Genomic DNA, 25,319 nt, shown 5'->3' on the forward strand with positions numbered 1-25,319 from the left:
ATGTCCTCTTTTACCCTGTAACCCGGCAGAGCGCAGCTGCGCCCGCCTTAAGTGTGGCGTCATCTTTTGCAAACGAAAGACGGATTAATCGGTTATCGGTGCCATCTGAATAAAACGCTGAGAGCGGAATGGTCGCCACGCCGTAATCAACGATAAGACGTTTTACCATTTCGCTGTCGCTCTCGTCACTGAAATCGCGAAAGCTCGCCAGCATAAAAAAGGAGCCACTGGCGGGCAGCAGCCTGAACGGTGACGCCTGCAGCAGCGTGGCCAGCCGGTCGCGCTTTGCCTGATAGAGCGCAGCGAGCTGCAGATAGTGCTCCGGCTGCGCAAGATAGCGGGCAAACCCCGCCTGCATCGGCGTGTCTGCCGCGTACATCATGAACTGATGGATCTTGACGATTTCTGCCATGATCGCAGCCGGTGCCAGCGCGTAGCCAACCCGCCAGCCGGTGACGTGAAAGGTTTTGCCAAACGACGAGACGATAACGCTGCGCTGCGCCAGTTCCGGATGGATCGCCATACCGCAATGCTGACGGCCATCAAACAGAATATGCTCATACACCTCATCTGACAGCACAATAATATCGGTGTTGCGCGTCAGCTGCGCCAGCGCGCTCAGGTCTGCCGGCGTCAGCACCTGTCCGGTCGGGTTATGCGGCGTGTTAATGATGATCATGCGGGTACGCGGTGAGAGACGGGCGCGCACCTCATCCCAGTTAATGGCAAAATCGGGCTGCTGCAGCTTGATCCCTACCGGCGTGGCGCCCTGCAGGCGCACCACCGGCGCATAGCTGTCGAAGGCTGGCTCAAAAAAAATCACTTCATCGCCTGCATGCACCAGAGCTGAAATCGCCATATAGAGTCCCTGGCTGGCGCTGCCGGTGATCAGCACTTCGCTGTCAGCATCATAATGCTGGCCATAAAGCGTGTGCACTTTTTCCGCCAGCGCGTTTTTCAGCGCCGGCAGGCCGGTCATCGGCGCGTACTGATTCTGGCCATCGCGCATCGCCTGCGCCACCAGCTCCACCAGCAGCGGATCGCAGGGAAAATTGGGCGCGCCCTGCGACAGGTTAATCGCCTGATGGCGGGCCGAGAGCTGACCGATCACGCTGAAGATCGTGGTGCCCACATCGGGCTGTTTTGAACAGAGAGAAACTGGCGTGGTGATGCTCATTGCTGCGGCCTCGCTGACTGGCAGAGTAAGATTGAGGGATCAGAACGCTATTCAACGCATAGCGCCTTGAGACGACAAGCGAATTGTCGTCATAATAGCCATGAGAAAATTGCATAGCTGAGGATGTTATGGCCTGTTCTGCCCCTCCCCTGGCGGCGATTAACGCGTTTCTGGTAACGGCGCGCTGTCTTAATCTGACGCATGCGGCGCGCGAGCTGTGCCTGACGCAGAGTGCGGTAAGCCGCAAAATTGCCACGCTGGAAAACTGGCTGGGCTTTGCGCTGTTTCAGCGCCATGCGCGTGGCCTGCGGCTGACTGAACGCGGCGCGGCGCTGCTGCCGGAGCTGCAGCAGAGCTATCAGCAGCTGCTGGCGGTAACGGAACGGGCGCGCCAGCCGTCGCAGACGCTGCGGCTGAAAGCGCCCAGCTGTATTATGCGCTGGCTGCTCCCGCGCCTGATTGCGTTTGAACAGCGCTACCCGGCAACGCATGTCGCGCTGACCACGACCCAGGAGCATCTCTCGCAGCTGGAGGAGTTTGATGCGGCGATTGTTTATGGTCTGCCGCCACCCGATGCGCTGCGGCTGTTTGATGAGCGTCTGACGCCGGTGCTGGCCGCCGGGATGGCGATCCCGCAGCGAATTGAAGAGATGAGCGCGCTGACGTTTCTGCATCCGACGCCAGACCGGCGTGACTGGCAGCACTGGCTGCAGCAGCAGCGGATTGAGCTGGTGATGCAGCGTAATCAGCATTTTGCCACGATGGATCTCGCGATCAGTGCGGCAATACAGGGGTTTGGTATTACGGTGGCGGATATCACGCTGATTGAAAACGATCTGCGGGCGCAGCGTCTGGTGACGCCGTTCCCCGGCAGCGTGGCAACCGGGGCGGCGTACAGTTTACTGCAGCGTCAGGATACGCGCGCCCCGCCGCTGCTCGCTGAGCTGGTGTCGTGGCTCAGCAGCTCTTAAAAAGCGACCCACTCCTCACTGGCTGCGGGTTTCCCCGCCGGGGCAGCGCCAGCCAGCGCCGGACGACGCAGCGGAGCAGCGGAAACCGGCGGCGCATGATGAACCGGCGCGGTGGCAGAGAGGCGGAAACGCGCGACGGAGAGCTGCAGCGCTTCCGTCTGCCGCTCCAGCGCGCTCGCCGCCGCAGAGACCTGCTCAACCAGCGAGGCGTTCTGCTGCGTCACGCTGTCCATCTCCGTGACCGCGGTGCCAACCTGCGAGATCCCTTTGCTCTGCTCTTCGGAGGCTGCGGCGATCTGCTTCATAATTTCGCTGACATCCTGCACGGACGTCAGGATCTGATCCATCGTGGTGCCGGCGCTGCTCACCAGCACGGAGCCTTTGTCCACCCGCTCCACCGAGTCGGCAATCAGGCTGGCAATCTCTTTTGCGGCTCCGGCGCTGCGCTGTGCCAGATTGCGCACCTCGCTGGCCACCACGGCAAAGCCGCGCCCCTGCTCACCGGCACGCGCCGCTTCAACGGCGGCATTGAGCGCCAGAATATTGGTCTGGAAAGCGATGCTGTTAATGACGCTGGTAATCTCAGCAATCTTCTTCGAGCTGCCGGAAATGCCCTGCATCGTGGCAACCACTTCGCCTACCAGCTGACCGCCCTGCTGCGCGGTTCCGGTCGCGGTCTCTGCCAGCGCGCTGGCCTGACGGGCGTTATCGGCGTTGAGTTTTACCGTCGCGGTGAGTTGCTCCATGCTGGCCGCGGTCTGTTCCAGCGCGGCCGCCTGCTCTTCGGTGCGTGAAGAGAGGTCATTGTTGCCGGCGGAGATTTCCGACGCGCCGCGGTAGATATTATCTGTCCCGCTGCGGATAGCGCTGACGGCATCACGCAGGCTCTCCTGCATGGCGCGCAGCAGCGGTATCAGTTTGCCCACGCAGTTTCGGCCTGCATCCTCCATTGGCTGGCTGAGATCGCCCTGCGCGATCAGCGTAAAGTGCTCGCGGATCCGCGCCAGCGGCCTGACCAGCATGCTCACCAGATACCTGTCCGTAAACAGCAGGATCAGCAGACCTGCCGCCACCGCCATCACAATGATGACTTTGGTCATGCCTGTCAGCCGGTCTACCGTGACCCGGGTTGCATCCAGCTTACTGCCCGCGGACTGATTAAAGATTTCCGCAGTAGCGCCAAACGCACGGCTCAGCGCCGGCGTCACGCCGGTCGCCTGCGCTTTATACGCTTCAGGCGTGCCCTGACGCGCCAGCGCGACCTGCGGCGCAATGCCCTCATCCAGCAGTTTCTGCCAGCTGTTGATCACGCTCTGCGCTGTTGCCGGATCCATCGGGCCGGGTGCCATCGCTTTAAACTGATCCAGCTGCGCTTTCATGCTGCTGAGCGCCTGCTCAACGGGGGCAAAGGCCTCTGTGCTGATTGCCGCGCCGGCGGTACGGCTCTCCATCACGCGCGACAGACGCGTTACTACCCGAAAATATTGATCGTTACCTTTGCTCAGCACCGTCATCTGATTGACCAGCTGGCGATCAACCTCATTGCCTTTCCCCAGCGAATTCAGCGCATAAACGCTGAACAGACCGACGCCACACCACAGCAGGCAAAACAGCCCAAGCAGCGCCAGTAAAACCGCGCGAATCGTAAAATTTTTAAAAATACCCATACCTGTTCCCCTGGATTGATACGCGTTATCGCCCGATAAAATCGGGCATATTGCGGTTATCGGCAGCAGGCAGGGAAAATGTAACCGTTTTGTAAGCTAAATAAGCGCCAGCACAGGGGGGTAACAACGCGATCGTGCGCCAGTCTGCTGCCGGGATCACAGCTGCACGTGGCTGCGCATCATCAGCCGGAACAGGCGCAAACGGCGGCGCATAAAGCGCTTTTTTAACACGGTAGCTGCACGGCCCTGGTCACCAAACGCGAGCGTGACATCCTCTCCGGTGCGCCAGACAGGCCACTCCGTTTCATTGCGGCCGCGCAGGCGATAGCTGAATTCAGTGGCATCTCTGGCAAACGCCACCCAGTATGCGCTTATCTCTGCCGCCAGAGTTTTGTCCGCGGCAGTATAAGGCCGGTTATCGGGCGGCGGCAGCGTCTCCAGCGCGTTAAACACATAGGGGATTTCATTACCGTGCCAGGCGCCGTGCGGATAGAGATCGCGTGCATTTTCAGAAACATAGTCAAACCAGTAGCGCCAGACGGGCATGCCGGTACCGGACTGCGACTGCGCGACCAGCAGCGGCATGACGGTAAATGCCATATCGCGTGCCACCGCGCGTCCCAGCAGCGCATCATCATGAATGTCGTATAACCATTTCAGCAAACGATAGGTGAAGCGGTTCTTTTCGCGCATCTGCAGCAGCACGCCGCGCGCGTCGACACCAAAATAGTTGAGTACGCTCGCTTCATCGCTGTTGCTGCCAATCAGCAGCGGCACGCGATGCTGCCGGCCGGCGATAAAGGTGTCGAGCATCGGCTTTGGCAGCACGGCATCCCCGCTGATCGCCACCGGTCCCGGCGCCAGCGGCTGCGCCAGTGACCAGAATGCATCGCCGGGCAGCGCGCGCAGCTGTTCTGCCGTTGCGTTCTCCGGCAGTCCGAAATGGGCGGCGACCTCTGTTCCCTTCTGCCGCGCCTGCTGCTGCGTCAGATCGGGCAGACTGTAGCTGCTCTGGACGATGCCTTTGTGAAACAGCCCTTCTGCCAGCGGTGAACAGCAGAGAGAGAGCACGCTGCGGGCGCCGGACGATTCGCCAAATAAGGTGATGTTGTGACGGTTACCGCCAAAGGCGGGAATATTGCGCTGGATCCACTGCAGTGCGGCTATCTGGTCGAGCAGCGCAAAGTTATTGACGGTTGCGCCCGCCTTATACTGCGCATCCAGCGCCGGATGTGAGAAAAAACCAAGGTGGCCCAGCCGGTAGTTAAGGGTGACCACCACCACGCCCTGTGCGGCCAGCGCTTTACCCTGATAAGGCTCCAGGCTGCCGGCACCGAGGGTGAAACCACCACCGTGCAGCCAGACCATCACCGGCAGCGGTGCGCCAGGCTCAGGATCGGGGGTCCAGATATTGAGATATAAGCAATCCTCACTGAATGTGCCCGGATCGCCGCCACCGATGCCGATGCAATATTCGCGATTTTGCCAGCTTGCCGCTCCCCACGCGGTCGCGTCGCGTGCGGTTTGCCAGGGGGTAACCGGCTGAGGCGGCCGCCAGCGTAGCGCGCCTGTCGGCGGCGCAGCATAAGGTATCCCCTTGAAAACATAGATGTCATCATCCATCAGGCCGCTGAGCTCGCCTTCTGCTGTCTTGATCCTCAGACGCGGTTCATTTTTCATATCGGGTTCCCTGATAAAGCGTGCCTCATTATTTGCAGCGACCTGATAAATGTCTATGTTCTTAAAGCATTTGCAGATTATGCCGAAACATGACCCGGATCGCTGAACGAGATCATCAAATATTTTGGCTTACTGTTGGCAGGCTGTTTGGTCTATTGTGGCGGGGCTGAATCCGGCAGGTCAGATGAGTTTCATCCTGAACGGGCGGATTTAATCGAATACCAGGCTTACATCGGGGAAAAAGCGTAACCGTTCTGAACGGCGCCGCTGAGCAGAAGCGTATCCGCATACGCGTCTGCCATTATAATGATAAAAAATCGCCGGCTGCTGAAATCATCGCTGATTTCGCTGACCGGCTCTCTGTCAGCCCTCATGGATCCCGCAGCGAATCAGACTGCGCTGCTGCATCTGCGCATAGAGCGCCATCTCATCCTGTACTGACGCACCCAGCGCCGCTTCAAACGCTGCCTGACTGGCGTGACCCGCCTCGCGCGTTGTTACCGCATTACCCAGATTAGACTGAAATATGCCCGCCGCGCTGACCGGCAGAAAATCTTCATACACGATAGGTTCTGCCTGCAGCCGGCCGGCCTGCAGCAGGGCTGACACGCTCTCTCCGGCGCGCGGAGGCTGCTGTTCACCGCGCTCCGTCAGACGATAGCGGAACCAGGCGAGCTGCTGCTCGCGCAGCGTCTCTTCATCATCGGGGAAATCACGAAATACCTCACTGAGGCGCTGCTGATGCTGCGCATTATCGCTGCCGGAGCCAGCGGCAGCCAGCAGCCGGTCATAGAGGGCGCGTCCGGCCGGGGTCAGCGCCGCACCGCGCTGCTCTATCTCGCCGAAGCGCGCCGTGTGCGTGCCCGGCATACCGTCACTGAAATGTACCGCCTCTTCCAGCGCTTTAAAGCTGGTCTGCCGCAGCAGGATCGGAACCTGGCGCCGCGGCGGGCCTTCAATCAGCACTTTTGGCTCAATACCGCGCGACGGCATCAGCGCCTGCACGCGATCGATATCCAGCGTGCGCGGGGTCAGATGGTTGATGTGGCAGCCGCGGAAGCAGACAACGTCAGCGATCAGCCGGTGCTGCTGGCTCAGCGCATGATAGGTTTTGCTGTCGACCGTGGTCTGCGCATGCCAGCGGAACGTTTCCAGCGCCTCGCTGACAAACGCTGCTGCGTCTCTGGCATTGAGGCCGCCCTGCTCCTGATGACGCCGGATAAGCCTGCGGCAGCCGGGCGTAAAGATATCACGCGCGCCGAGTATCGCCATCGCGCGGGCGTGCAGCGCCGGATCGTCAATCAGTTCAGGACGCAGCAGCGATGTGAAAACGCGAAACGGATTGCGGCGCAGCGCAGCCTCGCTCACGGGCCGGAAAGCCGTGGAGTGAACCGGCACGCCCGCCTGGGAGAGGTCGTAATAGCCCACCGGCTCCATGCCCATCACGGCAAACATCTCCCGCAGCAGGGAGAGCTCGGCGGCCGTCCCGACCCGGATAGCGCCATGGCGTTCAACGCTCAGCCGCGCCAGCTCATCCGCCGCCGCCAGCCGATCTTTCAGCGCGGGATTCGCTTCCAGCGTGCGTTCATTAACCGCGCTGACCAGCTGCGTCAGCGCGCCATACTGCGGCACTTCCTGCTGATACATGGCCGACATGGCCTGTGAAAATAGCGTACGGATCGCATCAGAGCTGAGAAAATTTTCCATAACAGGGGTCCTGAGCCGGAACAGTGCTGTTACTCTAAATCAAGGCACGCAGCGCAGGTAAAATTTTCCCTGAAGTGTGATCGCCCTGTCACTCCACGCCCGGTTTGGGATCGGCAAAGCGGTACTTGAGCACCAGCATCAGGGTTGTCAGCACGGCCGGTATCGCCAGCAGCAGGAAAATCTGGCTGAACGCCCAGCCCAGCGTCAGCAACTCTGCGCCGGCAAACGCGCTGAGAATCGCACCGATACGACCCACGCCGTGCATCCAGCTTGAGCCGGTGGCGCGGGCGTGCGTGGGATAGAAGTGTGCGGAGAGCGCATTCATGCCGGTATTGGCGCCGTTAAAACAGAAGCCGCTGCAGAACGCGATCGCGCTCATCAATCCGACCTGCGCCGGAGAGAAGCCGAGCGCAACTATCGCAAGGCCGCCGCAGAAGTAGATGGTTGCCAGCGCAAGACTGGCGTTCATGCGGTCCATCAGCCAGCCGGCAAACAGCGACCCCAGCGTGCCGCCCGCCTGATACATGGCCGTGACAATTGCGGCCTCGGTGAGCGACATCCCCAGCGTGTTGATAAGCGACGGCAGCCAGCTGCCAATAAGGTAGACCAGAAACAGTCCCATAAAATAGCCGCCCCAGAGCATCAGGCTGCCAAACAGATAGGACTCCGATACCACGGTGGCTATCGCGCCGCGCCGCACGTTCAGAGCTTCACTGGCGTGATAGCGGCTGCCTGGCGCCACCTCGCCGGGCAGCATACGCTCAAGGATCGCGTGTATACGCGCCGCCGGCGCGCGCTGGTGAATAAGGAAACGCACCGACTCCGGCAGGCCATACAGCAGCCAGGGCAGCACCAGCAGCGGCAAAATACCGCCCATCATTAACACCGCGTGCCAGCTGTAGCGCGGCAGCAGCCAGGACGCTGCAAATCCGCCAGCCGCTGCGCCAAAGGTGAAGCCGCAAAAGACCACGGTGATAATAAAAGATCGGCGACGTTCAGGAGCATATTCCGCCACCAGCGTGCTCACGTTGGGCATGGCGGCACCCAGCCCCAGTCCGGTCAGAAAGCGAAACAGCATCATCTGCTCGATGTTCTGCGCCAGCGCGGTGGCCAGCGTCCAGAGCCCAAAAAAGAGCACGCTGAGCAGGATCATGATGCGGCGTCCGTAGCGATCGGCCAGCGGCCCGGCCACCATCGCCCCCAGCGCCAGACCAATCAGCGCGGCGCTGATCACCATACCCAGCTGATGGTTTGTTACGCCCCAGCCTGCTTTTAGCGCGGGCGCAATAAACCCCATCAGCGCAATATCCATACCGTCCAGTGCCACAATCACAAAGCAGAGCGCGATAAGCCGTTTTTGCCAGCGGCTCAGCGCATGACGATTGATTAACTGGCGAACATCTACGGCTTCGGCGCTGGTCACGGTTTAACTCCTGCTGTTCAGCAAAAAGGTCATCAGTTTTGGTAAAAAAAGCGGCGGATATGATAGCCCATCGTTAACCCTGCGCTGCACAATTTTTTCACATTACCCCTGTTTCACTCAGAAACAGAACGATTTAAGCCTCTGATAAAACATACTTTTGCAAAAACCGCTTTTCAGCCAGCCGGGAGCAGGTCGCAAAAACAAGGGGTTAAGAGAGGCTGTGGATGAAAAGACTTTTGTTAAATTCATTTTGCAATTAAGTTAACAGAACGCATTTTTGCTGGTTGCTCTTGCCAGCCCTTACGGATTAGGTTGACCTTATGGATAAAAACTCGGTTTTCAGCCAGCGCATTCGCCTGCGCCATCTGCACGCTTTCGTCGCCGTCGCGCAACAGGGAACGCTGGGGCGCGCGGCAGAGACGCTCAGCCTGAGCCAGCCTGCGCTCTCCAAGACCCTGAATGAGCTTGAAGAGCTGGCAGGCGCGCGCCTGCTGGATCGCGGGCGTTCGGGCGCGCAGCTGACCACGGCGGGCGAACAGTTTCTGGTTTACGCCGTAAAAGTGCTGGACGCGCTGAATCATGCTGCGCAAAGCTTTAACGCGCCGGCACCGGGACGGCCGGTAATTATCCGGCTCGGAGCGCTGACCACGGCAGCAATGGGTATGTTACCGCAGATTCTGGATCGCTTTCATGAGCAGCAGCCAAACACCACGATACAGGTGGCTACGCTGCATAACAACGTGCTGCTGGCCGGACTGCGCGCCGGTGAATTTGATGTCGGCATTGGCCGTATGGCCAGCAGTGAAATGATGGCGGGATTGAGTTATGAGCTGCTGTTCCTGGAGTCGCTGAAGCTGGTCGTCAGGCCGGAACATCCGCTTTTAAGTGACAATGTCACACTGTCCCGCGCCATGCAGTGGCCGGTGGTGATTTCGCCGGAAGGCACCGCGCCGCGGCGCATCGCTCAGCACATGCTGGATGAGCAGAGCTGCAGTTTGCCTCCGGACTGCGTGGAAACCTCCTCTACCTCCCTTGCCCGCCAGCTGGCGCTGCGCTACGACTATGTCTGGTTTGTTCCTTCTGGCGCGGTGAAAGAGGATCTTGAACACCATGCCCTGCATGCGCTGCCGCTCGCCTCACCCGGTCCGGGCGAACCGGTAGGGATTATTACCCGCAGCGGCTATCCGCTCAGCCTCAGCGCCGAAGTGCTGATCGCCACGATCCGCAAGTTTCACCATTAGCGGCTGCGCTTTGCATGCCGCTCGCGGTTGTCGAGCCGCGCCTGTTCAGTTTTTCGCAAACTCACATAAAGCGCGCCCGCACCGCCGTGCTGCGGCTGTGCGGTACAGAAGCTCTGCACCTCATCAAACTGCTGCAGCCAGCGCGCCAGATAACTGCGCACAATGTTGGCATGCGACTCGTCATCACGCCCTTTACCGTGAATAATCAGTAAATTACGCAGCCCCTGGCGGCGCGCTTCCTGCATAAAACTGAACAGCGACTGGCGGCAGGTCTCCACCGGCTGACGCAGCAGATTCAGGCTGGCCTCCAGCGGATATTTGCCCAGCCGCACTTTATCCACGACGCCCTGCTGAATGCCTTCTGCCCGGTACTCCAGCGGTGACGTGAGCGGAACAATCTCCAGAAAACCGCGCGTAAGAAAGTTCTCTTCGCTCTCCGGCGGCACAGCCCGTGGCGCTTTAGTGGAGGGCGCACGCAGCCACTGCGTATTGGCACAATCTTTCAGGGGTGTGACATCCCCCATGGCATCGCGGAACAGGTCTTCATCATCGAGGTTCATCATGTTTCCCCATACCCGATTAAGCATATGCGCACGGCATACCGATAAAACTGAAGAATAGCAAAGGTTGCCGTACGGGGTAAAAGGTCTGAACAGCAGAGTCAGGATGCTGTTGCGCAGCGCAGATATCATCCATTGAGCGAATACCCAATATTTGTAAGGTTTTTGTGCCAGATCCAGCCTGCATACATTCACAGCAGGGAGAAAAATGGTAAAATTGACAGCAGTCAATAATCATCGAGCGTACAGATATGATCCAGGATAAACGCAGCATTCGACGTATTCAGTCTGGCGGATGTGCGATCCACTGTCAGGATTGCAGTATCAGCCAGTTGTGTATTCCTTTCACACTGAATGAGCATGAGCTTGATCAGCTGGACAACATCATCGAACGTAAAAAGCCGATTCAGAAAGGCCAGACATTATTCAAGGCGGGTGACGAACTGAAGTCGCTGTACGCCATTCGCTCCGGCACTATCAAGAGTTATACCATTACCGAACAGGGCGACGAGCAGATTACCGGCTTTCATCTGGCGGGCGATCTGGTCGGGTTTGACGCCATCGTTAACGCTAAGCACCCGGGCTTCGCACAGGCGCTGGAAACGGCCATGGTCTGCGAAATTCCTTTTGAGACGCTTGACGATCTGTCAGGCAAAATGCCCGCACTGCGTCAGCAGATGATGCGTCTGATGAGCGGAGAGATTAAAGGCGATCAGGATATGATTATGCTGCTCTCCAGAAAAAATGCTGAAGAGCGGCTGGCCGCCTTTATCTGGAATCTTTCGCGGCGCTTTGGCCAGCGCGGCTTTTCGCAGCGCGAGTTCCGGCTGACCATGACGCGTGGCGATATCGGTAACTATCTGGGACTGACGGTTGAAACCATCAGCCGCCTGCTGGGGCGCTTCCAGAAAAGCGGCATGCTGGCCGTCAAAGGCAAATATATCACTATTGAAGATCACGCCCTGCTCTCTGAGCTGGCGGGTCAGGCGGAGCAACCCGCCTGAGGCGCAGCCGGGTCAGTAATTGTTATTTTATTGATCCGGCTACACCTTTTCCGCTTCTGCACGCCCGGAACTTAGGCTATCTTTATTCCAAATGGCCTGGGTGTAAGGAGAGTGCGCTATGTCCCGTTACCAACATGTTCTGGTCGCGATCGATCCTCAGCAGGACGATCAGCCGGCGCTGCGTCGCGCGGTTTATCTGAATCAACGCATCGGCGGAAAAATTAAAGCATTTCTGCCTATCTATGATTTCTCCTATGAAATGACCACCCTGCTTTCGCCTGATGAGCGCACGAATATGCGCAAAGGGGTGATTAGCCAGCGCACCGAGTGGATCCGTGAGCAGGCGCAGGCCTATCTGGATGCCGGCGTGGATATTGAAATCAAAGTGGTCTGGCACAACCGCCCTTTTGAAGCAATTATTCAGGAAGTGCTGGCGCACAATCACGATCTGGTACTGAAAATGGCACACCAGCATGACCGGCTGGAGTCGGTTATTTTTACCCCAACCGACTGGCATCTGCTGCGTAAATGTCCCTGCCCGGTGTGGATGGTAAAAGATCAGCCGTGGCCGGAAGGCGGCAAAGCCGTAGTGGCGGTAAACCTCGCCAGCGAAGAGCCGCATCATGATGAGCTGAATCAGAAACTGATCCGCGAGACCGCACGTCTGGCGGAGATGGTAAACCACACCGAAGTTCATCTGGTGGGTGCTTATCCGGTTACGCCGATTAATATCGCCATTGAGCTGCCCGATTTTGATCCCAGCGTCTATAACGACGCTATCCGCGGTCAGCATCTGGTGGCAATGAAAGCGCTGCGACAGAAATTCTCTATCGGTGAAGAGTTTACTCACGTCGCTAAAGGGCTGCCGGAAGAGGTGATCCCCGATATCGCTTCACAGCTGGATGCCGGTATTGTCGTGCTCGGTACGATAGGCCGTACCGGCCTCTCGGCGGCCTTTCTTGGCAACACCGCTGAGCAGGTTATCGATCATCTGCGCTGTGATTTACTGGCCATCAAGCCGGATGATTTTAAATCGCCGGTCGATCGTGATGATGAGGAAGATGAAGAGGATTAACCGTCACGGGCGCTGCGGCGCCCCTGCATGATTATTCTCGTCCTGAACCATTGCCCCGCTTAACAACATCCCATACCGCAGCGCATAGCCTGACGGGCTACGCGCCTGACTGCCTGACAGACGCGTTCACGATTCCAGAAAAAATATTGCCGCAAAAAGAGACATGCATCCATACGGCATTCACGCTAAATTGGCTGAGACAGGCTGATTATTACATGCAATAATCAGCGGCTAATCTGTTATACATCAAGAGTCCAGCACGTTTTCGTACTCATTTTGCGTAAGGCGAAGGATCATTTTTATGAAGCTGAAGAACACCATTCTGGCGTCTACTCTGTTTTCGCTGCTGGCAGCTAACGCGTTTGCTGCCAAAGAGCTGACGCCGGAACAAGCGGCCGGCCTGAAACCATTCGAACGTATTAATATCAACGGCCGCTTCAACGCAATCGGTGATGCCACCAGCGCAGTCTCGAGAGCGGCAGATGAGAAAGGCGCTGACTCGTTTTATGTTCAGGGCATCAATGATACCAACGGTAACGGCGGCAACTGGCGCGTCACCGCTGATTTATACAAAGCAGACGCCGCTAAAGCATCGACCGCTACGCAGTATCGCGTGATCAACGGCGTTAAAGAGCTGCCGAAAGCGGAAGCCTACCGTCTTGAACCGTTCGACACGGTTTCAGTCAGCGGCTTCTTCTCCAGCCAGCCTGCGGTAAATGATGCGATCTCCAGAGCCGCTCAGAAAAAAGGCGCCGCCTCATTCTTTATTGTGCGCCAGGTTGATGCCAATAACGGCGGCAATCAGTACGTCACCGCCTATGTCTATAAAGCTGATGCCAAAGCGCGTATCGTCCAGGACACATCAAACTCAATTCCTGCTGATTCTGAAGCCGGAAAAGCCGCACTGGCCGCTGGCGGCGCAGCGGCGTCGCGCGTGGCGCTGCCGGGCGTAGCCTCTTCAGATACGCCGAGCACCAATGTAGGTCGCTTCTTTGAGACGCAGAGTTCAACCGGCAAACGCTATACGGTGAAGCAGTCAGATGGCCGCAGCGTGCAGGAAGTCAATGCGATTACCGCCGCGCAGATGCAGCCGTTTGATACCATCACCTTCTCCGATCACTTCGGGACGCCGACTGAGATCTCAGAGGCCGTCGGCAAGCGGGCTATCGCCAAAGGCGCGAAGTATTACCACATCACGCGCCAGTGGCAGAACCAGAGCGGTGGCAACCTTACCGTTACCGCCGACCTGTTTAAATAATGATGCAGCGGGGCAGCCAGACTGCCCCGCTGTTTGCATAGTTCCTGCGCAAATCTGCATACTCTTGCATTGCCATCCCCCTCGCCTCCTCGTAAAATCTGCCGCCTGTTTTCAGGGGATTCCGTTTTAATTTGCGCCTGATGGTGCACTACACTTCTACGGAAAGTTCACGACCCAGCATACTCTGCTGTTCAGGAATGGCATTTTGGATAAAAAATTAGGTCTTAGCGCGCTGACGGCTCTGGTGCTCAGCTCCATGCTTGGCGCGGGCGTGTTCAGTCTGCCGCAGAATATGGCGGCCGTCGCGGGTCCGGCGGCGCTGCTCATTGGCTGGCTCATCACCGGCGTGGGTATTATTTTTCTCTCCCTCGCAATGCTGCTGCTGACGCGGCTCAAACCGGAGCTCGACGGCGGTATTTTTACTTATGCCCGCGCCGGGTTTGGTGAGCTGACGGGATTCTGCTCGGCGTGGGGCTACTGGCTCTGCGCGGTGATCGCCAACGTCTCCTATCTGGTGATTGTGTTCTCTGCGCTAAGCTTTTTTACCGATACGCCGCAGCACGTGGTGTTTGGCGACGGTAACACCTGGCAGGCGATGCTGGGCGCTTCGGTGCTGCTCTGGCTGGTACACTGGCTGGTGCTGCGTGGCGTGCAGACCGCAGCGAGCATTAATATGCTGGCCACGCTTGGCAAGCTGGTCCCGCTGCTGCTGTTTGTGGTGCTGGCGCTGCTGGCATTTAATTATGACCGGTTCAGCTTCGATTTCAGCGGCGCTGAGCTGGGTCAGCCGCTGTGGCAGCAGATAAAGCAAACCATGCTTATCACGCTGTGGGTCTTTATCGGCGTTGAGGGTGCCGTGGTGGTATCGGCGCGCGCGCGCAATAAACAGGATGTGGGGCGCGCCACGCTGCTGGCGGTGCTGGCGGCGCTGCTGGTTTATCTGCTGGTCACGCTGCTCTCGCTGGGTGTGATCCCGCGCGCTGAGCTGGCGCAGCTGCGCAACCCGTCAATGGCCGGGTTGATGACGCATCTGCTGGGCCACTGGGGCGATGCGGTGATAGCCGCGGGGCTGATTGTCTCGGTCTGCGGCGCCTATCTCAGCTGGACCATCATGGCGGCTGAAGTGCCCTTTATCGCTGCCCGGCAGGGTGCATTTCCGCGCAGCCTCGCCCGGCAGAACCGTCATAACTCGCCTGCGGCGTCACTGTGGCTGACCAACGGCAGCGTACAGGTTTGCCTTATCGTCATCGCGCTGACCGGCGCTGACTACAATACGCTGCTGACGATCGCCTCAGAGATGATTCTGGTGCCTTACCTGCTGGTGGGACTCTATCTGATGAAGGTGGTGCGCGGCCAGCAGAAGCCGCTGGCGATGAGCATCGGGCTGGGTGCCACGCTCTATGGCCTCTGGCTGCTCTACGCCTCAGGCCCGCTGCATCTGCTACTCTCCGTGGTGCTTTACGCCCCGGGACTGCTGCTGTTTCTCTACGCGCGCCGCGGCGGACGCGGTGACAAGCCGCTGCTGCAGCTGGAACGCCTGGCGATTGTGCTGTTGATGGCGGCATCGCTGCCCGCGCTGTGGCAGCTTACGCAGTAATCAATGCGCGAGTGCCGGAATGGAGACGCACAGCAGATCGTTCTGCTGTGTAAGATTCAGGGGTTTACTGTATTCGTGGTGGATCCCATCAAGCTGTTCCGCAGAGAGCGGGTAAGGCAGCTGAATATCAAACCGGCTGATATGCTGCTGCTCCGCCAGCGTGATCAGCCGGGCGATATTGATCTCATCGCTGACCTGCGTTGAAATGATTTGCAACGCTAATTCTTTCAGGTGATCGTCGCTGGCCTGTAAGCTGTGCGCAGACTTGCGGGTTACCATGCCAAAAATGGGCATCACACCGTAAATGGCGTCAACAAAGCTCCAGCGTTTTTTGCAGGAAGCGGAGAGAAAGTCACTGTAATTGAAGCAGATGCGATCACTGTATCCGGCTGAAGCCAGCTCTTTATCAGACACCCTCGCACTCCTCCTGTTTTTCAATGCGGTTCCGAACCTTGCGCCTTAACGCGCCGCTAATAATGGCACATTTCACGGTATACATACCAGTAAGACAGGGATATTTCGTGCGGTAGCGTAGTGCTCAGGACCAGGAAAAGCTATGCTGCTGCCATTCTTTTTCAGCGCGCTTACCTATGAACAAAATTGTCTATGTTGAAGATGAGCCGGAAGTCGGCGAGCTGATCGCTGCCTATCTGGGTCGCCATGATATTGACGTGGTGGTCGAAACGCGCGGCGATCGCGCCGAGGCGACGATTCTTAACGTCCAGCCGGATCTGGTCCTGCTCGATATTATGCTGCCGGGTAAAGATGGCATGACGCTCTGCCGCGACCTGCGGGCGCACTGGAGTGGTCCCATTGTGCTGCTGACCTCGCTCGACAGCGATATGAACCATATTCTCGCGCTTGAAATGGGCGCCAATGACTACATTCTCAAGACCACGCCCCCTGCCGTGCTGCTGGCGCGGCTGCGTCTGCATCTGCGTCAGGCGGTGGTCAACAAGCCGGAGAGCACGCCGGCGCAGCAGCAGTCGCAGAAAGTGCTGCGGTTTGGTTCGCTGACCATCGATGCGCTGAACCGTCAGGTGCTGCTGTTTGATGAGAACATTACGCTTTCAACGGCCGACTTCGATCTGCTGTGGCAGCTGGCGAGCCACGCCGGCGAGATCCTCGATCGCGACGCGCTGCTGATGACGCTGCGCGGCGTGAGCTATGACGGCATGGATCGCAGTATTGATGTGGCTATTTCGCGGCTGCGCAAAAAGCTCTATGACAGCGCGACTGAACCGTTTCGCATCAAAACCATCCGCAACAAAGGCTATCTGTTTGCGCCTCAGGCCTGGGATACCCGCAGCTGATGAGAAAGCTCTTTATTCAGTTCTACCTGCTGCTGTTTGTCTGCTTTCTGGTGATGACCCTGCTGGTGGGCCTGGTATATAAATTCACCGCCGAGCGGGCTGGCCGGCAGTCGATGAATGACCTGATGGCCAGCTCGCTGTTTCTGATGCGCAGCGAGCTGCGCGAGATCCCGCCGCGCGACTGGAACAAAACTATCCGCAGTCTCGATCTTGACCTCTCTTTCGATCTCAATATCGAACCCATGAGCAAATACCAGCTTGATGAGAGGGATATGAAGCGCCTGCGCGCCGGCGAAATCGTCGCGCTCGACGATCAATACACCTTTCTGCAGCATATTCCCCGCAGCCACTACGTGCTCTCTGTCGGGCCTATCCCCTATCTGTTTTATCTGCATCAGATGCGGCTGCTGGATATTGCGCTGGTGGCGTTTATCGGTATGTCGCTGGCACTGCCGGTATTCATCTGGCTGCGCCCGCACTGGCAGGAGATGCAGCGGCTGGAGAAAGCCGCGGAGCGCTTTGGCCGCGGTGAGCTGGATGTGCGCACCCATTTTGAAAACACCTCCAGCCTGCACAGTCTCGGCGTGGCGTTTAACCAGATGGCGGATAACATCAATACGCTGGTAGCCAGCAAAAAACAGCTGATTGATGGCATCGCCCACGAGCTGCGCACGCCGCTGGTGCGCCTGCGCTACCGGCTGGAGATGAGCGACAACCTGACAGAGGCGGAGTCCGCCGCGCTGAATCGCGATGTGGGCCAGCTGGAGAGTCTGATTGAAGAACTGCTGACCTATGCCCGGCTGGACCGTCCGCGGGTAGACCTGCATCTGCAGTCGTTCGACCTGGCGCAGTGGCTGCGGCTCTATATTGCTGATGTACAGAGTATGCAGCCGCACACGCAGATCGCGCTGGATATTCCGCAGCTGCAGAATACCGGCAGCGCCGACATGCGGCTGATGGAGCGGGTGCTGGATAACCTCGTCAATAATGCGTTGCGCTACGCTACTGAGCGGCTGCGCGTCAGCCTCTGGTTTGACGGCACAACCGGCATTTTGCAGGTAGAGGATGATGGTCCCGGCATTCCGGCCGAAGAGCGCCAGCGGGTTTTTGAGCCTTTTGTCCGTCTCGATCCCAGCCGCGATCGCGCGACCGGCGGCTGTGGCCTCGGGCTGGCTATCGTCCATTCGATTGCCCAGGCGCTGCAGGGTCAGGTGATGATTGAGAGCTCGCCGCTCGGCGGCGCCAGCGTTCGCTTTTGCTGGCCGGTTGATTTACCCTTGCGTGAGACACCCCCCCGCTTACCCGCTTAAGGAGATCTGGCTGTGACATCAGCTTATCAGGAACTTACCTGCACGTTTCAGCGTCTTTCCCGTTTTGGTCACCTCGGTGCGATTGCCGGGGTTGATATGCAGACCACGATGCCGCCCGGCGGCAGTCAGGCGCGCGGCGAAGCGCTGGCCGAACTCAGCGTGTTTATGCATGAGCTGCTGACCGCCCCGGCGCTGGCAGGGCTTTTCGCTGCTGCTGAACAGGAGTCGCTGAACGACGTTGAGCAGGCGAACGTGGCGGAGATGCAGCGCGCCTGGCGTCAGGCAACGCTGCTTCCCGCCGCGCTGGTCGAAGCTAAATCGCTGGCGGGCTCCCGCTGCGAGCATGCGTGGCGTTCGCAGCGCCCGGCGAATGACTGGCAGGGCTTCAGCGCTAACCTCAAAGAGGTTGTCCGGCTGAGCCGGGAAGAGGCGCAGCTGCGCGCCGCGGCGGCCGGGACGTCGCGCTATGACGCGCTGCTGGATCTGTATGAGCCTGGCATGACCAGCACCCGGCTTGACGCCACTTTTGGCGCGCTGAAAAGCTGGCTGCCTGATTTACTGCAGCGGGCGGTGGCAAAGCAGGCGCAGGCGCCGCTTCAGCCGCTGGGACCCTTTGCCGTGGAGTCACAGAAGCAGCTGGGGCTGAGCATAATGAAGCTGCTCGGCTTCGATTTTAATCATGGTCGTCTGGATGTCAGCGCCCACCCTTTTTGCGGCGGTGTGCCGGACGACGTGCGCATCACCACGCGCTACAACGAAAGCGAGTTTCTCAGCGCCATGATGGGTGTGATCCATGAGACCGGGCACGCGCGCTACGAACAGAATCTGCCGCAGCAGTGGCGCGGTCAGCCGGTGGCGCTGGCGCGCTCTACCGCAATTCATGAGTCGCAGAGCCTGTTTATGGAGATGCAGCTGGGCCGCAGCAGCGCCTTTTTGCAGCATATTCAGCCGCAGGTCGTCGCGCTGATGGGTGAACAGCCTGCGCTGGAGACGCACAACTTTATTCGTCTGGCGCAGCGCGTCAAGCCTGGCTTTATTCGCGTCGATGCCGACGAGCTGAGCTATCCGGCACACGTTATTCTGCGCTATGAGATTGAACGAGCGCTGATTGAGGGTGAGATTGAGGTAGAAGATATTCCGGCGCTGTGGGATGAAAAAATGCAGCAGTCGCTGGGTATTGATACCCGCGGCAACTATCGCGATGGCTGTATGCAGGATATCCACTGGACCGACGGCGCGTTCGGCTATTTCCCGACCTATACGCTGGGCGCGATGTATGCGGCACAGCTTTATCAGGCGGTGAAGCGCGCGATCCCGCAGCTGGAGACGCTGATCCTCAACGGCGAGCTGCAGCCGGTATTTGACTGGCTGCAGCAGAATATCTGGCAGCACGGCAGTCGCTTCCCGACTGAACAGCTGCTGCGCAATGCCACCGGTGAAGCGCTGAATCCGGACTATTTCCGTCAGCACCTCGAGCAGCGCTACCTCGCCGATTGATCCCGCAGGCGGCCGCACCGGCCGCCGCTTTCCCGCCTTGTACAATCCGTTACACGCCGATACCAATCCCTCACGGAAAGCGAAATCGCTTTTTCATATAGTGTTTTCACCGGCCCCGCAGTGGGCTACATATGAAAAAATAGTCCGAGGATTAAGCGATGAAAAAATTATGTGCACTGGTAATCGCCGCTGCTATGGGTCTCTCTTCTGCTGCTTTTGCTGCTGAGACAACCGCTGCTCCGGCGGCAACTGCCACCACCAGCTCTACTACTGCTGCGCCAGCTAAACATAAAATGGTGCATCACAAACATAAAGCTGCTGCGCAGAAAGCTCAGGCTGCGAAAAAGCATCATAAAAAAGCAACCAAGCCTGCTGAACAGAAAGCGCAGGCCGCTAAAAAGCATCACAAAAAATCAACTCAGCCCGCTGCACAGAAAGCGCAGGCTGCCAAAAAGCACCACGTGAAATCCGCTAAACCTGCTGCACAGAAAGCGCAGGCGGCTAAAAAGCATCACGCTAAAGTTGCGCAGAAAGCGCAGGCCGCTAAAAAGCACCACAAAATGAAAAAATCAGCGAAATAAGTTCGCGCCAACACCACGATGTTGTTTAAAACACCCGGTTATGCCGGGTGTTTATTTACTGGAGTAGCGAAAAATGGTGCGTCGCTATCGCTTCGAAATTATTCTCTTTGTGATGATTCTCTGCGGCATTGTCGCAGCCAGTTTTTTTATTTGATGGCTGTAGCGCGCTGATTACTCCAATATTTCTCCCTTTTTTACCGCTCACCGACTATAGTTATCGCCTAAGCGTGATAACAAAAACTCCCTTTTATTCTCCCTGTCGAGAGAACTATGCGCCTGGCAATTCTGTTATTTATTGGTATTTTCAGCTTTACCCTCACAGCACACGCCGATGATGAAGACGGGCTGAGTCCCGAAGAGATCAAGACGCTGTTTTTTGGTAAAGACCATCGCCAGGCAATAAGCGACGTGGCCGCTGCGCCCTGGGATGCCATTGGCCAGCTGGAGACGGAAAGCGGCAACCTCTGCACCGCCACGCTGATCTCTGCTCACCTGGCCCTGACCGCCGGCCACTGCCTGCTGACACCGCCAGGCCGGTTCGATAAACCGGTTGCGCTGCGCTTTATGGCGGGTGAAAAAGGCTGGCGTTACGAGATTCACGATATAGATGCCCGGGTTGAGCCGTCGCTGGCGCGGCGTCTGCAGGCAGATGGCGAGGGCTGGATTGTGCCGTCTGCCGCCGCGCCTTACGATTATGGTCTGGTGATCCTGCACAACCCCCCTTCAGGTATTGTGCCGATCCCGCTGTTTGATGGCTCACGCAGCGATCTCACCGCCGCGCTCAAAGAGAGCGGACGCAAAGTCACCCAGGCGGGTTATCCGGCCGATCACCTCGATTCACTCTATTCGCATAGCGACTGTATAGTCACCGGCTGGGCGCAGCGCGCCGTGCTTTCGCACCAGTGCGACACGCTGCCTGGCGACAGCGGCTCCCCGCTGCTGCTGAAAAAAGATGATGGCTGGCAGCTCATCGCCGTACAGAGTTCGGCACCGGCGCCGGTCGATCGTTATCGCGCTGACAACCGGGCCATTGCCGTCACCTCGTTTAAAGATAAACTCGAAGAGCTGGCTGAGTAAGCAGGCAGGCGTGCGGTCACGCACGCCTGCGCGCGTTATGCATTCAGCTCAGCTGCTCCATCGCCTGCAGCACCCGCTTATCTGAAACCGGATAGGGGGTACCCAGCTGCTGAGCAAAGTAGCTGATGCGCAGCTCTTCAATCATCCAGCGGATCGCCACTACATCAGCATCGTCCCGGCGCTGCGGCGGCAGCTTGCTGCGCCAGACGTTCCACGCCTGTTCCACCGCCTGTACCTTCAGCATACGGGCGCGATCGCTGTGCGGATCGGCGGGCAGCTTCTCCAGACGGCGCTCAATTCCCTGCAGATAGCGCAGCGTATCACCCAGCCGATCGTAACCGTTGCCGGTGACAAATCCGCGATAGACCAGACCGCTCATCTGCTGTTTGATATCTGCCAGCGCCAGCGCCAGCGTCATATCCACGCGGCCTTTCAGAAACTTGTTGATATTGAACACGCAGGTCAGGATCTGCTCAACCTGCTGCGCAATCGTCACCACGGTGTCGTTCAGCTCCGCCCGCACTTTATCGCGCAGCTGCTCGAAATTCTGCTGCTGCCACGCGGGGCCGCCCGCCTCCGCCATCAGCTTATCCACGCCGCAGGCGATACAGTCGTCTATCAGCTCCAGTACTTTGCCATACGGGTTAAAGTAGAGCCCGAGCTTGGCTTTATTCGGCAGCTTTTCATGCAGGTATTTAACCGGTGAAGGAATGTTCAGCAGCAGCAGGCGACGCTGACCGCGCCACATCATCTTCTGCTGCTCCTCTTCACTGTCAAACAGGCGGATCGCCACGCTATCTTTTTCATCCACCAGCGCCGGCCAGGCTTTGACCTGATAGCTGCCGCGCTTCTGCTCATAACTCTGTGGCAGGTCGCCAAAACTCCAGATGTGCAGGCCGCTCTGCTCCAGACCATCATCGGCAACCTTCGACAGCGTCTCCTGCACTTTGCCTTTCAACGCCTGTTTCAGCTGATGCAGATCTTTACCTTCCTGCAGCTTGCGGTTGTGCTCATCCACAATGCGGAACGTCATTTTAAGGTGATCGGGCACCTGATCCCAGTGCCAGGCATCACGCTCAATCGTCACGCCTGACATGCGCCGGAACTCACGCTCCAGCGCATCCAGCAGCGGCTGTGCCAGCGGCTGGACGCGACCGAGAAACGCTTCCGCGTAATTGGGAGCCGGCACAAAATTGCGGCGCAGCGGTTTGGGCAGCGATTTAATCAGCGCGATGATAAGCTCACGCCGCACGCCGGGGATCTGCCACTCAAAACCCGCTTCATCCACCTGGTTCAGCAGCGGCAGCGGGATATGGACGGTCACGCCATCCGCATCGGCGCCTGGCTCAAACTGATAGGTGAGCCGCAGCTTCAGATTGCCCTGCTGCCAGACATTGGGGTAGTCGAGCTGGCTGACCTTATCTGCTCCCTCTTTGATCAGCATCTGCTTGTCAAAGTTGAGCAGGTCCGGATTCTCTTTACTGGCCTGCTTCCACCAGCTGTCAAAGTGACGGGCAGAGACCACCTCTTTGCCCAGACGGCGATCGTAAAACGCAAACAGCGTTTCGTCATCCACCAGAATGTCGCGCCGCCGTGATTTATGCTCCAGGTCCTCAACTTCACTGCGCAGCTTCAGATTGGTGCGGAAAAAAGCGTGGCGCGTCTGCCAGTCGCCCTCAACCAGCGCGTGGCGAATAAACAGCTCGCGGCTCAGCTGCGGATCGATACGGCTGTAATTCACTTTGCGCGCCGGCACGATGGGCAGCCCGTAGAGCGTCACCTTTTCCGTAGCCATCACCGCGCCCTGCGCTTTCTCCCAGTGCGGTTCGCTGTAGCTGCGCTTGATAAGGTGCTGAGCCAGCGGCTCAATCCACTCCGGATCGATGCGTGCCGCCACCCGGCCCCACAGGCGGCTGGTTTCTACCAGTTCTGCCACCACGGTCCATTTGGGCGGTTTTTTAAACAGGCCGGAGCCGGGGAATAGGGCAAAGCGGGCGTTGCGCGCGCCGGTAAACTCCTGCTTCTCCGCATCTTTCTGTCCGATATGCGACAGCAGGCCGGTCAGCAGCGCACAGTGCACCTCACGATAAGGTGCCGGCTCGCTGTTGACGGGCATCCCCTGTTCACGCACGACCTGACGCAGCTGCGTGTAGATATCCTGCCATTCGCGCACGCGCAGATAGTTGAGATAGTCGCTTTTACACTGGCGACGGAACTGGTTGCCCGACAGCGCCTTCTGCTGCTCCTGAATATAGTTCCAGAGATTAACAAAAGTGAGAAAGTCAGACTCTTTATCAGCAAAGCGGCGATGTTTCTCATCCGACGCCTGCTGCTTCTCAGCCGGCCGCTCGCGCGGGTCCTGAATTGAGAGCGCCGCCGCGATGATCATCACCTCGCGCACGCAGCCAAAGCGCTGCGCCTCCAGCACCATCCGCGCCAGCCGCGGATCCACCGGCAGCTGCGCCAGGGTTCGACCAGAAGGCGTCAGCCGGTAGTGCTCATTTTCATTGAGAGTGATGGCGCCCAGCTCTTCCAGCAGCCGTACGCCATCCTGAATATTTCGTTTGTCAGGCGCTTCCACAAACGGGAACGCCGCAATATCCCCCAGCCCCAGCGCGGTCATCTGCAGGATCACCGACGCGAGATTGGTGCGCAGGATCTCCGGATCGGTAAAGGCGGGCCGGCTGAGGAAATCATCCTCGGAGTAGAGACGGATACAGATCCCTTCCGACACGCGGCCGCAGCGCCCTTTACGCTGGTTTGCCGACGCCTGTGAAACCGGCTCAATCGGCAGGCGCTGCACCTTGGTGCGATAGCTGTAGCGGCTGATTCGCGCGGTACCGGGATCGATGACATATTTGATGCCCGGCACGGTAAGCGAGGTCTCTGCTACGTTGGTCGCCAGAACAATGCGCCGTCCGCTGTGGGACTGAAACACGCGATTCTGCTCCGCGTTAGAGAGACGCGCGTAGAGCGGCAGGATCTCGGTATGCGGCAAATCACGCTTCATCAGCGCATCAGCCGTATCGCGGATCTCACGCTCCCCGCTCATAAAGATCAATATATCGCCGCGGCTCTCCTGCCCCAGCTCATCCACCGCATCAAAAATAGCCTGCAGCTGATCGCGATCGCTCTCGTCCGCCTCTTCCGCGATGGGCCGGTAGCGCACCTCTACCGGGTAGGTGCGACCTGACACTTCAATAACCGGCGCGTTGTTAAAGTGACGCGAGAAGCGCTGCGGATCGATAGTGGCGGAGGTGATGATTACTTTGAGATCGGGGCGGCGCGGCAGCAGCTCACGCAGGTAGCCCAGCAGAAAATCGATGTTAAGGCTGCGCTCATGCGCCTCATCAATAATGATGGTGTCGTACTGCAGCAGCAGCCGGTCCTGCTGGATCTCCGCCAGCAGGATACCGTCGGTCATCAGTTTGACCTGCGTGCTGTCGCTGACCTGATCGGTAAAACGGACTTTATAGCCGATGGTACTTCCCGGCGCGGTCTCCAGCTCTTCCGCGATGCGGTTCGCCACGGTGCGGGCTGCCAGACGACGCGGCTGCGTGTGCCCGATCAGGCCTTTTACGCCGCGTCCCAGCGCGAGGCAGATTTTCGGCAGCTGGGTGGTTTTACCCGATCCGGTTTCACCGGCAACAATCACCACCTGATGATCGCGAATCGCGTCTGAAATCGCCTGCTGCTTCTGGCTGACCGGCAGATTTTCCGGAAAGGTGATGTGCGGGGTGCCCGCCATGCGCCGGGCGATGCGCTGTTCGGCAGCGCTGAATTCGTCCGCCAGCTCTGCGGCAATGGTCTGTTGTGCGGCGCTGTTTTTCACCTTTGCCGCACCCTGCAGACGTCGCTGCAGGCGCTGGCGATCGCGCAGCGTCAGCGCATTAAGCCGGGCCCAGAGTGGAGCTAAAGGTGATTCAATGGATGATGACATAGAGATGGATTACCTGTTAGTGCAGCACGGCGGAAACACGCGCGGCGCCGGAACGCTTTCCCGGCAGATTCAATCAATTACCGGACGCCATAATAGCATATTCTCAGCCCGCTGGCTGAGACGCTCCGGCTGGCTTATTCAATTAATTCGAACATTGGCCTCGAATTATTACGCTTTTACGCTACCGGTGAACGCCGTAGAGTATGACGCATTGAGCGGGAAGCCCGCCACATAACCCACA

Annotated in this window: 21 protein-coding genes; 13 read left to right on the top strand and 8 right to left on the bottom strand. The window is 58.4% G+C overall.

Translation table 11 applies throughout. From position 1 onward, the window contains the following. Positions 1 to 10: 10 nt before the first annotated feature. Complete coding sequence (locus AC2CF9_RS02425) at positions 11 to 1,177, bottom strand: methionine aminotransferase (RefSeq protein ID WP_484556184.1); 1,167 nt, start codon at positions 1,175 to 1,177, stop codon at positions 11 to 13. Between the two features lie 128 nt (positions 1,178 to 1,305). Between AC2CF9_RS02425 and AC2CF9_RS02430 the strand changes: the two genes are divergently transcribed. Then, entirely contained in the window at positions 1,306 to 2,148 is an 843-nt protein-coding gene (locus AC2CF9_RS02430) for a LysR substrate-binding domain-containing protein (RefSeq protein WP_150016170.1), read from the top strand. Here the strand turns inward: AC2CF9_RS02430 and AC2CF9_RS02435 are convergent. The 4 genes from AC2CF9_RS02435 to AC2CF9_RS02450 all read right to left on the bottom strand — a co-directional run bounded on the left by AC2CF9_RS02435 (position 2,145) and on the right by AC2CF9_RS02450 (position 8,625). Further along, the gene (locus AC2CF9_RS02435) at positions 2,145 to 3,815 is read right to left on the bottom strand and encodes a methyl-accepting chemotaxis protein (RefSeq protein ID WP_484556185.1); all 1,671 of its coding nucleotides are present in this window, start codon (positions 3,813 to 3,815) and stop codon (positions 2,145 to 2,147) included. The genes AC2CF9_RS02430 and AC2CF9_RS02435 overlap by 4 nt on opposite strands. A gap of 156 nt (positions 3,816 to 3,971) precedes the next feature. Further along, the gene (locus AC2CF9_RS02440) at positions 3,972 to 5,495 is read right to left on the bottom strand and encodes a carboxylesterase/lipase family protein (RefSeq protein WP_484556186.1); all 1,524 of its coding nucleotides are present in this window, start codon (positions 5,493 to 5,495) and stop codon (positions 3,972 to 3,974) included. A 363-nt stretch (positions 5,496 to 5,858) separates the two neighbouring features. Next, positions 5,859 to 7,202, bottom strand: a complete 1,344-nt coding sequence (hglS, locus tag AC2CF9_RS02445) for a 2-oxoadipate dioxygenase/decarboxylase HglS (protein ID WP_484556187.1) — start codon at positions 7,200 to 7,202, stop codon at positions 5,859 to 5,861. 88 nt (positions 7,203 to 7,290) lie between these two features. Continuing rightward, complete coding sequence (locus tag AC2CF9_RS02450) at positions 7,291 to 8,625, bottom strand: MFS transporter (protein ID WP_484556188.1); 1,335 nt, start codon at positions 8,623 to 8,625, stop codon at positions 7,291 to 7,293. Positions 8,626 to 8,945: 320 nt separating this feature from the next. Between AC2CF9_RS02450 and AC2CF9_RS02455 the strand changes: the two genes are divergently transcribed. Beyond that, the gene (locus AC2CF9_RS02455) at positions 8,946 to 9,866 is read left to right on the top strand and encodes a LysR substrate-binding domain-containing protein (RefSeq protein WP_484556189.1); all 921 of its coding nucleotides are present in this window, start codon (positions 8,946 to 8,948) and stop codon (positions 9,864 to 9,866) included. Here the strand turns inward: AC2CF9_RS02455 and smrA are convergent. Next, positions 9,863 to 10,426 carry a DNA endonuclease SmrA gene (gene smrA / locus AC2CF9_RS02460; RefSeq protein ID WP_150016620.1) on the bottom strand — a complete coding sequence of 188 codons (564 nt, stop codon included), beginning with the start codon at positions 10,424 to 10,426 and terminating at the stop codon, positions 9,863 to 9,865. The genes AC2CF9_RS02455 and smrA overlap by 4 nt on opposite strands. Positions 10,427 to 10,677: 251 nt before the next feature. Here smrA and fnr point away from each other — a divergent pair, with 251 nt between their 5' ends. From fnr to AC2CF9_RS02480, 4 genes are all read left to right on the top strand, one after another. Next, positions 10,678 to 11,430, top strand: coding sequence for a fumarate/nitrate reduction transcriptional regulator Fnr (fnr, locus tag AC2CF9_RS02465; protein WP_484556190.1), 753 nt, complete (start codon positions 10,678 to 10,680; stop codon positions 11,428 to 11,430). Between the two features lie 118 nt (positions 11,431 to 11,548). Next, positions 11,549 to 12,505, top strand: coding sequence for a universal stress protein UspE (uspE, locus tag AC2CF9_RS02470; protein ID WP_071668843.1), 957 nt, complete (start codon positions 11,549 to 11,551; stop codon positions 12,503 to 12,505). Positions 12,506 to 12,806: 301 nt separating this feature from the next. Next, positions 12,807 to 13,763 (top strand): DUF1471 family protein YdgH, encoded by a 957-nt coding sequence (gene ydgH, locus AC2CF9_RS02475; protein ID WP_484556191.1) that lies wholly within the window; start codon positions 12,807 to 12,809, stop codon positions 13,761 to 13,763. Positions 13,764 to 13,968: 205 nt separating this feature from the next. Continuing rightward, complete coding sequence (locus tag AC2CF9_RS02480) at positions 13,969 to 15,360, top strand: basic amino acid/polyamine antiporter (RefSeq protein WP_150016178.1); 1,392 nt, start codon at positions 13,969 to 13,971, stop codon at positions 15,358 to 15,360. On the opposite strand, the gene AC2CF9_RS02485 is transcribed toward AC2CF9_RS02480, so the two are convergent. Beyond that, the gene (locus AC2CF9_RS02485; protein WP_065649316.1) at positions 15,361 to 15,774 is read right to left on the bottom strand and encodes a hypothetical protein; all 414 of its coding nucleotides are present in this window, start codon (positions 15,772 to 15,774) and stop codon (positions 15,361 to 15,363) included. 176 nt (positions 15,775 to 15,950) lie between these two features. On the opposite strand from AC2CF9_RS02485, the gene rstA reads away from it, so the two are divergent. The 6 genes from rstA to AC2CF9_RS02515 all read left to right on the top strand — a co-directional run bounded on the left by rstA (position 15,951) and on the right by AC2CF9_RS02515 (position 21,138). Next, positions 15,951 to 16,673 (top strand): two-component system response regulator RstA, encoded by a 723-nt coding sequence (gene rstA / locus AC2CF9_RS02490; RefSeq protein WP_039384454.1) that lies wholly within the window; start codon positions 15,951 to 15,953, stop codon positions 16,671 to 16,673. Further along, entirely contained in the window at positions 16,673 to 17,983 is a 1,311-nt protein-coding gene (gene rstB, locus AC2CF9_RS02495; protein ID WP_484556192.1) for a two-component system sensor histidine kinase RstB, read from the top strand. The genes rstA and rstB overlap by 1 nt, the downstream gene beginning before the upstream one ends. Before the next feature lie 12 nt (positions 17,984 to 17,995). After that, positions 17,996 to 19,480 (top strand): carboxypeptidase M32, encoded by a 1,485-nt coding sequence (locus AC2CF9_RS02500; protein ID WP_484556193.1) that lies wholly within the window; start codon positions 17,996 to 17,998, stop codon positions 19,478 to 19,480. Between the two features lie 158 nt (positions 19,481 to 19,638). Further along, positions 19,639 to 20,061: an acid resistance repetitive basic protein Asr gene (asr, locus tag AC2CF9_RS02505; RefSeq protein WP_039384462.1), complete on the top strand. Its 423-nt coding sequence runs from the start codon at positions 19,639 to 19,641 to the stop codon at positions 20,059 to 20,061. Between the two features lie 73 nt (positions 20,062 to 20,134). Further along, positions 20,135 to 20,215 carry a small membrane protein YdgU gene (gene ydgU / locus AC2CF9_RS02510; RefSeq protein ID WP_459213502.1) on the top strand — a complete coding sequence of 27 codons (81 nt, stop codon included), beginning with the start codon at positions 20,135 to 20,137 and terminating at the stop codon, positions 20,213 to 20,215. Between the two features lie 116 nt (positions 20,216 to 20,331). After that, entirely contained in the window at positions 20,332 to 21,138 is an 807-nt protein-coding gene (locus AC2CF9_RS02515; protein WP_484556194.1) for a trypsin-like serine peptidase, read from the top strand. Positions 21,139 to 21,181: 43 nt separating this feature from the next. On the opposite strand, the gene hrpA is transcribed toward AC2CF9_RS02515, so the two are convergent. Continuing rightward, positions 21,182 to 25,078: an ATP-dependent RNA helicase HrpA gene (gene hrpA, locus AC2CF9_RS02520; protein WP_484556195.1), complete on the bottom strand. Its 3,897-nt coding sequence runs from the start codon at positions 25,076 to 25,078 to the stop codon at positions 21,182 to 21,184. On the opposite strand from hrpA, the gene AC2CF9_RS02525 reads away from it, so the two are divergent. After that, a complete protein-coding gene (locus tag AC2CF9_RS02525) occupies positions 25,065 to 25,313 on the top strand; it encodes a hypothetical protein (RefSeq protein WP_484556196.1) in 249 nt (82 codons plus the stop codon). The two genes, hrpA and AC2CF9_RS02525, sit on opposite strands and share 14 nt — an antisense overlap. Positions 25,314 to 25,319 lie beyond the last annotated feature (6 nt).

The organism is Pantoea sp. SYBGC1, from assembly GCF_057197005.1.

Coding starts and splice junctions, on each gene's coding strand:
- AC2CF9_RS02440 (WP_484556186.1), bottom strand. CDS start 5,495: ATGAAAAATGAACCGCGTCTGAGGATCAAGACAGCAGAAGGCGAGCTC.
- uspE (WP_071668843.1), top strand. CDS start 11,549: ATGTCCCGTTACCAACATGTTCTGGTCGCGATCGATCCTCAGCAGGAC.
- AC2CF9_RS02515 (WP_484556194.1), top strand. CDS start 20,332: ATGCGCCTGGCAATTCTGTTATTTATTGGTATTTTCAGCTTTACCCTC.
- AC2CF9_RS02435 (WP_484556185.1), bottom strand. CDS start 3,815: ATGGGTATTTTTAAAAATTTTACGATTCGCGCGGTTTTACTGGCGCTG.
- smrA (WP_150016620.1), bottom strand. CDS start 10,426: ATGAACCTCGATGATGAAGACCTGTTCCGCGATGCCATGGGGGATGTC.
- AC2CF9_RS02525 (WP_484556196.1), top strand. CDS start 25,065: ATGGATGATGACATAGAGATGGATTACCTGTTAGTGCAGCACGGCGGA.
- asr (WP_039384462.1), top strand. CDS start 19,639: ATGAAAAAATTATGTGCACTGGTAATCGCCGCTGCTATGGGTCTCTCT.
- hrpA (WP_484556195.1), bottom strand. CDS start 25,078: ATGTCATCATCCATTGAATCACCTTTAGCTCCACTCTGGGCCCGGCTT.
- fnr (WP_484556190.1), top strand. CDS start 10,678: ATGATCCAGGATAAACGCAGCATTCGACGTATTCAGTCTGGCGGATGT.
- AC2CF9_RS02455 (WP_484556189.1), top strand. CDS start 8,946: ATGGATAAAAACTCGGTTTTCAGCCAGCGCATTCGCCTGCGCCATCTG.
- ydgU (WP_459213502.1), top strand. CDS start 20,135: ATGGTGCGTCGCTATCGCTTCGAAATTATTCTCTTTGTGATGATTCTC.
- hglS (WP_484556187.1), bottom strand. CDS start 7,202: ATGGAAAATTTTCTCAGCTCTGATGCGATCCGTACGCTATTTTCACAG.
- AC2CF9_RS02425 (WP_484556184.1), bottom strand. CDS start 1,177: ATGAGCATCACCACGCCAGTTTCTCTCTGTTCAAAACAGCCCGATGTG.
- AC2CF9_RS02430 (WP_150016170.1), top strand. CDS start 1,306: ATGGCCTGTTCTGCCCCTCCCCTGGCGGCGATTAACGCGTTTCTGGTA.
- ydgH (WP_484556191.1), top strand. CDS start 12,807: ATGAAGCTGAAGAACACCATTCTGGCGTCTACTCTGTTTTCGCTGCTG.
- rstA (WP_039384454.1), top strand. CDS start 15,951: ATGAACAAAATTGTCTATGTTGAAGATGAGCCGGAAGTCGGCGAGCTG.
- rstB (WP_484556192.1), top strand. CDS start 16,673: ATGAGAAAGCTCTTTATTCAGTTCTACCTGCTGCTGTTTGTCTGCTTT.